Annotated in this window: 12 protein-coding genes; 11 read left to right on the top strand and 1 reads right to left on the bottom strand. The window is 41.1% G+C overall.

Features of this window, described 5'->3' with window-relative positions; genetic code table 11:
- The 5 genes from HDC92_RS03005 to HDC92_RS02985 form a co-directional block, all read left to right on the top strand.
- A partial coding sequence (locus HDC92_RS03005) for a SusC/RagA family TonB-linked outer membrane protein (RefSeq protein ID WP_221270908.1) occupies positions 1-3,690 on the top strand: 3,690 nt, incomplete at its 5' end.
- Between the two features lie 11 nt (positions 3,691-3,701).
- Positions 3,702-5,090: a RagB/SusD family nutrient uptake outer membrane protein gene (locus tag HDC92_RS03000; RefSeq protein WP_183872222.1), complete on the top strand. Its 1,389-nt coding sequence runs from the start codon at positions 3,702-3,704 to the stop codon at positions 5,088-5,090.
- Positions 5,090-6,589: a TlpA family protein disulfide reductase gene (locus tag HDC92_RS02995; protein ID WP_183872220.1), complete on the top strand. Its 1,500-nt coding sequence runs from the start codon at positions 5,090-5,092 to the stop codon at positions 6,587-6,589. The genes HDC92_RS03000 and HDC92_RS02995 overlap by 1 nt, the downstream gene beginning before the upstream one ends.
- Before the next feature lie 835 nt (positions 6,590-7,424).
- Positions 7,425-7,619, top strand: a complete 195-nt coding sequence (locus HDC92_RS02990; protein WP_183872218.1) for a hypothetical protein — start codon at positions 7,425-7,427, stop codon at positions 7,617-7,619.
- Between the two features lie 42 nt (positions 7,620-7,661).
- Positions 7,662-8,330, top strand: coding sequence for a hypothetical protein (locus tag HDC92_RS02985; RefSeq protein WP_183872216.1), 669 nt, complete (start codon positions 7,662-7,664; stop codon positions 8,328-8,330).
- Positions 8,331-8,396: 66 nt separating this feature from the next.
- On the opposite strand, the gene HDC92_RS02980 is transcribed toward HDC92_RS02985, so the two are convergent.
- Positions 8,397-9,590: an ATP-binding protein gene (locus tag HDC92_RS02980; RefSeq protein ID WP_183872214.1), complete on the bottom strand. Its 1,194-nt coding sequence runs from the start codon at positions 9,588-9,590 to the stop codon at positions 8,397-8,399.
- A gap of 270 nt (positions 9,591-9,860) precedes the next feature.
- Here HDC92_RS02980 and HDC92_RS02975 point away from each other — a divergent pair, with 270 nt between their 5' ends.
- From HDC92_RS02975 to HDC92_RS25095, 6 genes are all read left to right on the top strand, one after another.
- A complete protein-coding gene (locus HDC92_RS02975; protein WP_183872212.1) occupies positions 9,861-10,112 on the top strand; it encodes a hypothetical protein in 252 nt (83 codons plus the stop codon).
- Positions 10,113-10,125: 13 nt separating this feature from the next.
- Positions 10,126-10,698, top strand: coding sequence for a Crp/Fnr family transcriptional regulator (locus HDC92_RS02970; protein ID WP_183872210.1), 573 nt, complete (start codon positions 10,126-10,128; stop codon positions 10,696-10,698).
- A gap of 136 nt (positions 10,699-10,834) precedes the next feature.
- The gene (locus HDC92_RS02965; protein WP_183872208.1) at positions 10,835-11,269 is read left to right on the top strand and encodes a MauE/DoxX family redox-associated membrane protein; all 435 of its coding nucleotides are present in this window, start codon (positions 10,835-10,837) and stop codon (positions 11,267-11,269) included.
- Between the two features lie 82 nt (positions 11,270-11,351).
- Positions 11,352-11,612 carry a hypothetical protein gene (locus tag HDC92_RS02960; protein ID WP_015807649.1) on the top strand — a complete coding sequence of 87 codons (261 nt, stop codon included), beginning with the start codon at positions 11,352-11,354 and terminating at the stop codon, positions 11,610-11,612.
- A 69-nt stretch (positions 11,613-11,681) separates the two neighbouring features.
- A complete protein-coding gene (locus HDC92_RS25100) occupies positions 11,682-12,104 on the top strand; it encodes a hypothetical protein (RefSeq protein WP_255484396.1) in 423 nt (140 codons plus the stop codon).
- Positions 12,092-12,727: a hypothetical protein gene (locus HDC92_RS25095; RefSeq protein ID WP_255484395.1), complete on the top strand. Its 636-nt coding sequence runs from the start codon at positions 12,092-12,094 to the stop codon at positions 12,725-12,727. Before HDC92_RS25100 ends, HDC92_RS25095 begins: the two co-directional genes overlap by 13 nt.

Raw genomic sequence — 12,727 nt, 5'->3', positions numbered from 1 at the left:
GGCGACCTAACTTGGACGAGCCGTGATAATGCGAGAGTATTACGTCCGGTTCTGGGAGGGACCGAGGGTGCAAATCCCTCGAGTCTACTCGGCAATTTTAATATTCATGCCAATGGATCAACATGCCGGAATTTTGGCAGATACAAAGATCCGGGCAGAAACTTATTTAAGCTATTGCTGATGATGAAAGTTATCACGTTTTTACTTCTCGCTTTCTGTTTGCAGGTATCAGCAAGTGTTTATGCGCAGCAAATTACCATCAAAGAAAAAAATGCGCCACTGCAAAAAGTAATGCAGCAAATCCGCAAGCAAAGCGGTTACAGCTTTATTTTCGATACCGAATACCTGAAGCTGGCTAAACCCGTAAATGTAGATTTAAAAGGGAAGGGCATTGAAGAAAGCCTTAGGATCATTTTTGAAAACCAACCGTTTGAATATGAAATTAAAGGAAAGAGTATTATTCTTAGCCCTAAAACTGTGAAGGATAACGGAAGTACAGGTGCCAGAACGATTGAGATCACGGGAAAGGTAGTAGATAAAGATAACATACCCATACCTGGTGTTACTATAAAAGTAAAAGGTACTTCTGTTACAAGGATTACAGGACCAGATGGTCTGTTTAATATTCCACTACTGAGCAATTCGGCAGCACTTATTTTTTCCTTTGTAGGATACGAAACCAAAGAGGTTAGTGTAAACAACAATGTAAACGATCTGGTAGTTGTTCTTGAACAGCGTGAAGCTGCTTTACAAGAAGTTAATGTAGTTTCGACGGGCTATCAGGACATTCCTAAAGAGAGGGCAACAGGATCATTTACGCAAATCGACAACCAATTACTGAACCGCCGTGTCAGCACTAACATATTGGATCGACTGGACGGGATCGCGAGCGGTTTGAGCTTCAATAAAGCAGCAAGCTCGACCGGATTATCCCCATCCAATGAGAAGCTGGGTATCAGTATTCGCGGGCGGGTAACTATTGATGAAAAGGTTAGTGCAGATCCTTTGATCGTACTGGATAACTTCCCATACGAAGGTGATATAAACAACATCAATCCCAACGACGTGGAAAGTATCACCATTTTAAAGGATGCAGCTGCAGCTTCTATTTGGGGAGCAAGGTCAGGAAATGGTGTTATCGTGATCACGACAAAAAAAGGACGGTTCAATCAGCCGCTGAAGGTTGATTTTAATGCAAACCTCACTGTAGGCGCCAAGCCGAACCTTAAATACTCCCGCAACTACTTAGCTTCAACGGATTACATTGACGTAGAGCTGTATCTATATGATCAGCACTTTTATGACAACAACCTGGCTAATACGACAACCTACCCCGTCATATCGCCAATTGTAGAAATACTGGCAAAGAAAACATCCGGGGCGCTGTCCTCTGTGGAGGCTGAAAATTTGATCAATAACTATAGGGGCATTGATGTCAGGGATGAATCAAAAAAGTACTTTACTCAAAATGCAATTGCGCAACAGTATGCATTGGGCCTACGGGGAGGTGCAGAAAAATCCACGTACTCTTTATCATTTGGTTATGACCAAAACAGAGCTACAAATGTCGGAAACAGCTTCGGTCGTCTCAGTGCCAATCTCACCAACACCTATGTGCCTATAAAAAACCTGGAATTGACCGGCTCTATTATTTACAGCCAAAGTAATCAGGATCTCGGCTTTGTCTATACCTCTCTTTTACCATACAATACACTGGCAGATGAAAACGGGAATCCGATGGTAGTTCCTTATGGCTTCCGATCCACTTATCTTTTGGCAGCCCAAGCTTTGGGATTTTTGGATTGGGGCTACAGACCTTTACAAGAACTTCGTTCAAATGATGTTACCGTAAAAGCAAAGAATACAATTTTGCGTGGAGCTGCCCGGTATAAATTTACCAGCTATCTTGATGTACAGGTCCAATATCAATACGAGAATGAAAGTTATGTACGTAGGACTTATCGTGATCCTGAAAGTTATGAAGCCCGGAACAATATTAATAAATATGCGCAACGGAGTTCCACAGGTATTTTTACGTATCCATACCCACAAGGAGGAATTTTATACTTAACCAATCAATCAGTAGGTTCAAATAATTTCAGGGCACAAATAAATTACCAGCAGGAATTTAGTCAGCGGCATTTTATTTCAGCAATCGGCGGAGCTGAAATAAGAGAGGTGGTGAGGGGAAGTAATGGAAGTACCCTATTTGGATATAACGATGATACAGGAACTGCTGTAACCAATTTAAATTATAATACATTTTATCCGGTCAATCCTTCAGGTCTGGGAACACAGCAATTTCCGCAAAGATTTGAGGGCATTACCGGGACCACAAACAGGTTTGTATCCTACTATATCAACGGATCATATTCTTACCTGAATAAGTACACTTTTTCTGCAAGCGGCAGAAAAGACGGCGCGAATATCTTTGGTGTAAAAACTAACGATAAAATCACACCATTGTGGTCTGCTGGCCTTGCATATGAGATCAGTAAAGAGCCCTTTTACAAATTCGATCTGATTCCCTATCTGAAGATCAGGGCGACCTACGGTTATAATGGAAATGTATATAGCGGATCGGCATATTTGACGGCAACCAGCGGTACCAGTGGTTTAACTGGGGCAACAACGGCGACCGTAAATAATGCGCCAAACCCTGAGCTGCGCTGGGAAAAGATCAGGAACAAGAATCTGGCAGTTGATTTTGCTTCTATGAGAAACAGGCTCAGTGGAACTTTTGAAGTGTATAATAAGCTTGGTACAGATTTAATTGCGAATGCAATATTAGAGCCATCCACTGGCTTTACTACATACAGAGGTAATGCGGCGACAGTAAAGACGGCTGGTATTGATCTTACGCTAAACAGTTTCAATACCAATGGAATTGTAAAATGGTATACGACGTTCCTATATACTTTCAATAAGGATAAGGTAATCAGCTATGATACCAAGTATACTACCAGTTACCTGGTGAACAATTCCAGCAATATTGCGGACCCTGCAAGGTCGGGCTTGTATATATCAGAAGGAAACAGTCTCTTTGGGGTGTACGGCTATAAGTGGGCAGGACTTGATCCTGCCAACGGTGATCCGCAGGGATATTTAAACGGGGAGGTCAGTAAAAATTACACGGGCATTGTCACCAGTAACAATACGGATAATGTTGTTTATTATGGTTCATCCAGGCCCACTTCCTTCGGGGCTTTAAGAAACACCTTTTCATACAGGGGATTTTCAATCTCGGCAAATGTCACTTATAAGCTTAATTATTTCCTGCGTAAAAGATCCATTGATCTAAACTATAGCCGTGTACTGGGTTTGCCAAATTCAGACTATTATGCCCGCTGGCAACAAAAAGGCGATGAACTTAGGACTTCAGTACCATCTTTGGTATATCCATTAGATGAGAACAGGAATACGTTCTATCAAAACTCTGAGGCTCTGATCATCAAAGGGGATCATGTCCGGTTGCAGGATATCAGTTTAAGCTATGATTTTGACCGGAAACGGCATAAAAGACTGCCTTTTGCACTTTTACAGATTTATGGGTACATCAATAATATTGGTATCCTATGGCGTGCTAACAAATACGGCATAGACCCGGATGTAAGCGATTACAATTTCGCTCTGTACAGCACTTATACTAATCCGAGAACTTATGCCTTGGGGCTTAAAGCCAACTTCTAATCCATACAGACATGAAAACAAAATTATATTATCTCTTGATTATCCTAATACTGGTCTCTTGCAAGAAGCAGGATGAATGGCTGGATAAAAAGGCAAACATTTCTGATGTGATCCCGGTCACCCTTAACGATATGCAGGCGCTGCTCGATAATGATGATGTTTTAAACCGGCAATATCCTGCTTTGGGTTTGATTGCTTCGGACAATTTCTTCGTGTCCAACTCATATCTTGCCGCAACATATACTCTTGAAAGAACCTCGTATAAATGGGCTTCTGATATTTTTGAAGGGTTGACTACAGAAGGTTTTGATTGGTCAGTATGTTATAAGCAAATTGAATATGCCAATATTGTTCTTGATGGAATAAATAAGGTAGCACATTCCAATCAGAATGAATATGACAACATCAAAGGGCAGGCCCTATTCTTCAGGGCATATTCACTTTATCACCTGATGCAGGTATTTGGTAAACCCTATATTCCTGGTAGGGAAAGTGTGGATCTAGGAGTTATCGTAAAACTCAGTTCTGATATCAATGTAAAAGCACAACGATCCACTGTTCAGGCATGTTACGATCAGATTATTGCCGACCTGAAAAGTGCGGAAACATTGCTGCCACAATATGCTCTATACAAAACCCGTCCTTCCAAAATAGCGGCGCATGCAATGTTGTCAAAAGTCTACTTAAACATGCAGAACTACAATCAAGCCTATGTCTATGCCGGGTTAGTCCTGGCACAGGAACATTCATTGCTGGATTTTAACTCGATAAGCAAGACACCTACGTACCCATTTCCAAGATTTCCCGGTGTAGTAAATAGTGAGATCCTTTTTTTCTCATCCAGTCAGACCTATAGCATGTTCGGACTCAGCACCATGTTTGTTGATCCTGGGCTTTATGGATTATACGTTGCCAATGACTTACGTAAAACACTTTTTTTCAGGACCAATGCTGATGGCACTTATTCTTTTCGTGGTAGATATACAGGTACAACCCCGCTCTTTAACGGCCTGGCGATCAATGAAACTATGCTAATTCAGGCAGAGTGTCTTGCAAGAGCGGGGAGTACTGAGGCAGCAATGACAGTCCTGAACGGGTTACTAAAAACGAGGTGGATAAAAGATAGCAATGGTAATAGCACCTATGTCGATCGTATGGCCGCAAATGCAGAGGACGCACTAAAGATTATTTTGATAGAAAGACGTAAGGAGTTACCATTTACAGGAAATCTAAGGTGGGAGGACCTACGCCGTTTAAATCAGGATGCCCGGTTTGCTAAGACACTGGTCAGAGATATAGCAGGTGTGTCGTATTCACTACCTCCTAATGACCTAAGATACACTTATCCTATCCCCCCCGCTGAAATGAATGTCCATTCCGTAATCCAAAACGAACGATAATGAAAGCACTATTGATTAGTATATTTCTGTTTGCCTCTTTTTTCTGCATGGGCAACCAAAGGCACGATAAACAAAAAGATAAATTTGCTACGGCTCAGATACGCATTTCGTATGGGCCGGGTGTACAAGCCGAAAATTGGAGATTTAGCTATAGTGAACATCAATGGCCTGCAATGAGTGGATTTATTGCAAATCTTATGACAACAGACACAAAGAGCCTGCTGATACTCTCCTTTAAAAACAAGGAAACCTTTCTGTACATAGGTCTATATCAGATACTCAAATCAGGGTTCGTTGGAAAATATGGTTTATCCAATTACCTAATTTCTCCCGGCGACAATGTGCATTTAACTGTCACCACCAACGGGCTGTCCTTTTCAGGTAAAGGTTCTGAAAAATTCCAGGCAATCTATATTGTTGATAAGGCACTTGACTCATTGGACCAAAAGAAACAAGAGGAGAACGCTGCTGTTCGGAAAGAAAAGGGACAATTCTATTTTGACAACCTGCGCATATTGGATCAAATGGAAGGCTTGAAAAGCTACAGACATAGACGAGACAGTGTGATCAGAACCACTTTAAAAGCAAACAGCTTAAAACTTGAAGACAGAATTTACCAACTCATAGAATGCAATTTTTTAGGAACCGAAGAATATGGTAAATGGAATATGTATTGCTATTATATGCGGAAATTAATACAAACCGGAAAAGATAGTAGTCTAATAATGCAGAAGATAAATGCTGCATACGAGGAGGGAGGCGATCAAACGTTTCGAAAATTCGGCGACGATATACTCGCTCTTTCCAGTGGATATCTGCAATTCAAATATTATCTAGCCTTGATCCCAATAGTTCCTGAAAGAGATGGATACTCCTATATTAAGGATCACTTTACCGGCTTGCTTAGAGACAGACTTATAACCACCTACCTGGTAAACCAGAAAAAGAGATTGAAAGATAGTCCTATCCTAATCAAGGATGCATTAAATTTTGTCACAACAGGATATTGCCGGGACATATTAAACAATATGAACAATAATCTCGCTCCGGGAGCTATGGCCTTTAATTTCTCGCTCTCGGACAGTACCGGCAAAGTGATACGCCAGCAGGATTTAGCAGGAAAGGTTGTACTGCTTGACTTTTACTTTACTGGTTGTGGTGGATGCAAAGCTCTTAAAGAGCAAATGGAAAATGTGGTTAAAAAGTTTGAAAATAATTCAGCAATTGCCTTTGTAAGCATCAGTATTGATAAAGATAAGCAGGAGTGGAAGACCGGGTTAAATAGCCATCTTTATACCCACCCAGGCAGTATAGATCTTAATACAGGCGGTCTTGGGGAGTTTCATCCGATTGTCAAACATTATAATGTAGTTGGTTATCCGACCATGGTATTGATAGATAAAACAGGTAGGATTATTACTGGCTCTCCGCCCCGGCCATACACACCTGAAAGGGAAACGCAATTAATGGAGATGCTCGAATTGGCATTGAAGCAATAAAAAAGGGGGGGAGCGGCCAACGCATAGTGCTCCCCCTTTTCATTTATTCTCTTGACTGAATATTCCTGGTTTTGCCGGTGTAAAGTTCAGCGGGTCGCTATCAGCCAGCACTGCTGCTAAAAGGATACCAAGACAGTTGACCAGCTATTATGGCTGCCCGTTCATGTCGATAACCGAGTTATTGAAGTCATTTAGGTCTTTGAGAGAGTTAAGTATCGGGAAATTGTAGTGTGGTTAACCTGGTAGTGTGCAGGGTGGAAGTATCTAAAAAAAAATGAATTGAAATATTTTTTGGTGTCTTTTTTAAGAAGGCGTTTTAATTTATCAACGATATGCCTTAACCCCTGTCGCTGGGAAATCCGGGTCATCATTGGTTAAGGCACATTGATCCTTCTACTTAAGGCTAGTTGGACAGATGCAGGTCGGAACAATTGAAATAAGTGTTGAAGTTCCTGTTGTCGTTGTGGTAGCTGTCGTTGTCGTGTCCATCAATCCATTAGAATTCCCAACGTTTCTGAATTTAAATGCGGTTCTTTTTGAAGCTGATAATTTCTGATTTGAAGTGTTCATAATTTTGATTTTAAATGAAAGATTTTGTTGTTTTTTTTACTGATATGAATATACAAGGCATAGCCTCAGTATTCAAATCGCTTACATATAAAGCAGTATTTGTTATTTATATAGGTTTTTTTGATAGTTGTGTTTCGCAATAAAAGCAGAATAATGGCCTGCTATAATAAATAAGGGTTTTCATCTATAGAATAAGACAAAGGATGTAAGGGCTATTGTAATTATGGATAACATGGTTACCTTGGAATTTAACTAACCAAAAATTATGAATAAAATAAGTCGGATATCTTTTGAACCAGAAAATGTATTGAGCACTCATACGATAATGGCTATGTTCGGGATTAGCAGGGCAGCAGCTAATGCTATTTTATGGGATTTGTTTGATAAAGGGTACATTGACCTGATACCTGAGTTGAACCAGGAAATGTTGGGGGATAATTTAATTACAACCGATAGATAGGTAAACATAAAAACAAACTCAATTTAAATTAACGTAATCATCATGTATAAACGCAAACTCAATGGTAAATGGGCGGGAATGCGCCGTGTAAAGCATCAAGATGCTGTAGCAACGAAACATTTGCTGGATTTTTTGGGAAATCTGTACCCTGTAACCGAGATATTTAATGAAAAAATTAAACCCATGCTGAGTGCCTATGCAGCTGGTAAAAGGTTTGAATTTGCTAAGCCTGGCAATGTAGTTAAAACAGCTTTATGGATAGAATGGGGTTATGTTCGTTTTTACAGGAAACTGGTAAATGAGAAGGGTATCAAGGTGGAAGAAACCATTAAATTTGGTATTCCGCAAAGCATAGTGCTGGTGCCAACATGCTTTTTTAACGACAACAAATGCACTTACTATATTGATATTGCAAAGTATACTGTTGTGATACCTTTTACACGTGATCACTTTGACGAATTGAAACAGCATGCTCCTGAAACTGAGGCTTTGGCCAATGCCATACTTTCGCTTGAAAGCCCGGCTGAATTTGAAAGAGGGGCCATGATGCGGCTGAATGGAGCGCCCAGGTATGAGTTGTTTATGGATATTTATGGTGAAGAGATTAACCAGTTTTTTAAACAAAAGCAGATTGCCAGCTTTTTGTCCATAAGCCCTGAATACCTGAGCAAACTGCGGGCCGGGCGCAACAAGAGGAGAGCTGAGGACTGATATCAGGCAGACAGATTGGCCGTAAGTAGGGCCATACCGGTTAAGATGACGGTCGAGGAGTGAGAACTAGTAAAGAAATCCGAACAGCCACAGTGGAAGAGCATCATTAACTGGAAATTCTACGTCATCTATTACCCTATAGGCATCCTGAATGCCAACCAACTGCTTTTTGCTTTTGTTTTTTCCACCTATTTCAAATGTCCATTTACCATTTACCATAAAATCGCCGGTTGGAGTATAGTTGAGTTTATATTTGGCGGCCAGCTGACTGGCAAAAAAAGTTTCGCGTAGGTTGCCTTCGTTTGGCTCGATATCGGATAATGCGTAAGCCAGATTTGTATTGTCAAGATAGATTTTTTCTGGCTTTTGTAGAGTAGCCATACTAATGCCTGTAGGGTAAAGCTGGCGGATTAACCGTGCCTGCTCTAAAAATGACAGGTAGTTATTGATGGTATTGCGGTGAACAGTACTCTTTTTGGCAAGTTCGGTGATGTTTGGTTTATAAGGAACATTGGTAGCTAAGACATAAAATAGTTGTAACATTTTACGGGCGTTCCTGATGTCGAAATCATGAAGTTCGGCCATGTCGTATTCTACTATGATCCTTATGAGTTGTTGTAACCTGTCTGATAACGTTTCGGGATCTTCGGTAAAAAATGGATAATAACCCTGCCGCAGATAATCATTAAAATATTGTAAAGGCCTGAAACCAGCTGGAAACGTACTGCGCCAGGACCGCTCGGGGTTTAACAACTCATCTACCGTAAAGGCAGGGACAGATAATACGTTCATAAAAGAAAGATATTCCCTATAGGAAAGCCCCTGTAGATCGTACATCAATGCCCGTCTGCTTAAATCGGCTTCTTCACGGGCGATGTCTATAATGGAGGAGCCTGTAAATATAATCTTTAGATCAGGGTAGAAATCGTAAAGATTTTTGATGTGCCTGGACCAGCCTTCGTATTTGTGTACTTCATCCAGAAAAAGGAACTTACCCCCGCCCCGGTAAAACTGTTCTGCAGTTTCTACCAATGAGTTTGTGGTAAAATACAGATCATCTAAAGTAAAATAGGCCGCCTGTGTGGGTTTTAGATTCAGTTCCTTTAAATGCTGAAGAATTAAGGTTGTTTTTCCGGTTCCTCTGGCACCTTTAATGCCAATAAGCCTGTTATTCCATTTAACCTGATGAAATAAGTACCTTTTAAACTCCAGGTTGACCAGCTGAACTAATGAATCTGATTTTTGAAGAATAGCTTCCATGGTGTTTATTTTTTGTAAAGGTAGCATTTTGCACATTATGAAGTGCAATTTTTTATTAAAAGTGCATATCTGGATGTGCAGTTTTAACCAAATTGCCAAAACTGTATTATGGAATTTTGGTTTTGAGGACTGATATCAGGCAGACAGATTGGCCAATTGTTCATTATTGCAGCGAAATATAAATCTATGTCAATTTTTTGATGGACTGGCTTTGTTAATTTTAGGTTAATAAATTTTTAAAAATCTATTTATGAACCAAATTAAATTAACATGGATGAAGAGATTTTACAAAAACTGGATACGGTGCTTGCCCGGCAGGAAGAGTTAAAAACCATGATGCTGGCCCTAAGCCACAATCCGCTAATACTGGAACAGGCTGAGGTATGGTTTACCAAAGAAAAGGTATTGGATGAGCTATGTATTGCTCCCAGAACTTTTTACCGCCGAAGGAAAACAGAAAACTGGAAAACCAAGAGAAGCGGAGGTACAGTTTATTACCTGAAATCATCTTTAAGAAAGTAACACCAATGCTCTTATGATCAAACAAACTTTAATGGAGACGCTGACCATGTTGGCTACCTCTACTCCGGAAACAGCCCTGTTGCTGAAAAAATTATTTGTACCGGTATTTTTTAGGAAAGGAACTTTGTTCCACATCCATGAACGTGCTTCGCCCATGCTCTATTTTATAGAAACAGGCCTGGTAAGGGGGTACTTTTATTATAAGCAGGAAGAATATACAGCCTGGCTAATGGAGAGCGGCTTTCTTTTGCCAGCTGCCGGCTTTTTTACCAAAGTGCCAGCTATTGAATATGTACATTTTTTAACGGATACGAATGGCAGCTCGTTAAACCTTGAAATTGCTGTTGCCCTGGCACAGGAGCATCCCTTGCTGTACCGGATGTTGCTGGAAATTTATGAAAGAGACCTGCAGGCTGGTAAACACCGGGAGCTGATGCTGCGGTTAAAATTAGCCGAAAACCGGTTTTTATATGCCAGGGAAATTTGTGGCAAGCTATTTTTTAAAGTAGTAAACCCGGTTATGGCCTCTTTTATGAATATTGAGAAGAAATACATTTTTAAGTTTAAGAAGATACACAGGAAGTGAAAGGTGGAATATTCCACCTTTCCGGGTTTAATTTGCCCCCTATAGATTGCCTAATTTGAATACAGTTAGTAAGGGGAGTTTGGGGTTAATTTGGTGGTTACAAAAAAATGGGTTAGTGGTTTTAAATTTTAACAAGATGAAGATATTGAATAAAAGATTTTGGTATATGCTGCTGCTTGATGTGATCAGGTACTTATTTATGCTGATGTTTTTATATGCAGCATTTAACAAGCTGTATGACTTTCAAAAGTTTAAGGTACAGTTGGCCCAATCGCCCATACTTTCGGATTTTACCTTACTGGTTGCCTGGTGTGTGCCTGCGGTTGAGATTTTGATTGCTGCAGGTTTGGCTTTTAGAAAGACTTTGTTGCCCGCCCTTTGGGCCAGTTATGGATTGATGTTCATGTTTAGCCTGTACATCATGGTGATTGCGAGGTTCGTTGACAGACCGGTATGCCATTGCGGGGGCATTTTTGAAGGGATGAGCTGGGATGTGCACCTGCTGTTTAACATGGGTTTTGTGGTGTTAAGCTGGATAGGGCTGGGCTGTGTTGAGGATGAAGCGGTTTAAAAATATTCAATGCGCGTTGAACGGGTGGAAGCTGAAAAGCCTGATTAAAACAGAGTAGGCATTAAATAACCAAATAAAAATTATGAAAAAACCATTTTTAATGCTCGTTGCAGTGGCCTGTGTTGCTGTGAGCACTGTATTTGCGACTGCAAAACCAACAACAAGTGTTTTACTGGGATCGCCTTACAATGACCAGGGTGAGTGTACTACCCCAGGCAATGTAATTGGTACCTGTGATGTAAACTACACAGGCAATGCCTGCCAGCTGCTGGCAGGTGGTGATGCTTACCTGCAGGATACAGAGACTGGCCTTTGTACCATTCCACTGTACAGACAAAACTAGTTTTTGATAGCTGTACATGCCCGCTGAACCTAATGGTTTGGCGGGTTGGTTACCCTCAAAATGAAATCTATGAAAAAATTTATTTACTTGCTGATTGCTGTTGCCATTTTATCATCCCTGCCGGTGTTGTATCTGACCATCCGCTATGCGCTTAAACAGCGCGCGGCTACCTATAACTTTAAAAGGAAGCTGCTTGGGGTGGTTAAAGGCCATAAGGCCATCGATATAAAATACAATTCCTATTACCTGGCCGGTGAGGCTGGAAGTTCCGTTTACCTGGCCAGTGGAACGGCCATAGGCCATTTGCTGAAGGTTGGGCCTTTGTTAAGGGATACGGTAAGTATTCGCCTTGAGCTGAACAGGCAGGAAGTAATGTTAAAGGGCAGCTATAAGGCTTATGTAGATTCTGCTTCTTTTTACCTGTACAATGGATTGGAACGCAGCATCCTGAAAGGCAGACAGGTGTTTGGAAGGCAGCGGTGTATGGGGTAAAGGCGCCATACTTTGCACAGCTGCAGCCTTTGGGCACACAAACGATGGTTTTCCGTTTTATTGACACGGATACCCGGGCGAATAGTTTGCGCAAGGTAAAAGGGAACGGAGAAAGCATGAGCAATACCGGGATATTTGAAAAGCAGGTAGATGGTCTGTTTTGTACGGATGGCATGCTGAGGTATAACCGGCAGCTGCACATGCTGACCTATGTGTACCATTACCGCAACGAGATCTTGCTGATAGATACGAACCTGAACCTGGTAAAGAAAATAAAGACGATAGACCCGATTGATTCGGCCCGCTTTAAGGTAGACCAGCTGCGTGCTGAAAAATCATTCACTTTTGCCTCGCCAACCTTGATGGTAAATGCAAACTGTTCAAACCAGGGTAAATATTTGTTTGTGCAATCGAAACTGATGGGTAAAGGTGAGGATCTGACCTTGTTCAGGAAAAGTGCGGCAATTGATGTATACGATCTGGAGAAACAGGTTTACTGTTATTCGTTTTACCTGCCCAAATATAAGGATGTACCCATAAGTAGTTTTAAGGTATTGGGGAACAGCTTGTATGCAGTGGCAGGGCAATACCTGACCAGGTATGCGCTGGAATTGCCGGAGTGA

This window comes from Pedobacter sp. AK017, assembly GCF_014200825.1.
Taxonomy (GTDB): Bacteria; Bacteroidota; Bacteroidia; order Sphingobacteriales; family Sphingobacteriaceae; genus Pedobacter; species Pedobacter heparinus.
The sequence above is the reverse complement of the archived record's forward strand: the minus strand, read 5'-3'. Positions and strand labels throughout refer to the sequence as shown.

What these genes read in the sequence shown, in the direction of transcription:
- HDC92_RS02980 (WP_183872214.1), bottom strand. Translation starts at nt 9,590, where the DNA reads ATGGAAGCTATTCTTCAAAAATCAGATTCATTAGTTCAGCTGGTCAAC.
- HDC92_RS02970 (WP_183872210.1), top strand. Translation starts at nt 10,126, where the DNA reads ATGATCAAACAAACTTTAATGGAGACGCTGACCATGTTGGCTACCTCT.
- HDC92_RS02965 (WP_183872208.1), top strand. Translation starts at nt 10,835, where the DNA reads ATGAAGATATTGAATAAAAGATTTTGGTATATGCTGCTGCTTGATGTG.
- HDC92_RS02960 (WP_015807649.1), top strand. Translation starts at nt 11,352, where the DNA reads ATGAAAAAACCATTTTTAATGCTCGTTGCAGTGGCCTGTGTTGCTGTG.
- HDC92_RS02975 (WP_183872212.1), top strand. Translation starts at nt 9,861, where the DNA reads ATGGATGAAGAGATTTTACAAAAACTGGATACGGTGCTTGCCCGGCAG.
- HDC92_RS02995 (WP_183872220.1), top strand. Translation starts at nt 5,090, where the DNA reads ATGAAAGCACTATTGATTAGTATATTTCTGTTTGCCTCTTTTTTCTGC.
- HDC92_RS02990 (WP_183872218.1), top strand. Translation starts at nt 7,425, where the DNA reads ATGAATAAAATAAGTCGGATATCTTTTGAACCAGAAAATGTATTGAGC.
- HDC92_RS25100 (WP_255484396.1), top strand. Translation starts at nt 11,682, where the DNA reads ATGAAAAAATTTATTTACTTGCTGATTGCTGTTGCCATTTTATCATCC.
- HDC92_RS03000 (WP_183872222.1), top strand. Translation starts at nt 3,702, where the DNA reads ATGAAAACAAAATTATATTATCTCTTGATTATCCTAATACTGGTCTCT.
- HDC92_RS02985 (WP_183872216.1), top strand. Translation starts at nt 7,662, where the DNA reads ATGTATAAACGCAAACTCAATGGTAAATGGGCGGGAATGCGCCGTGTA.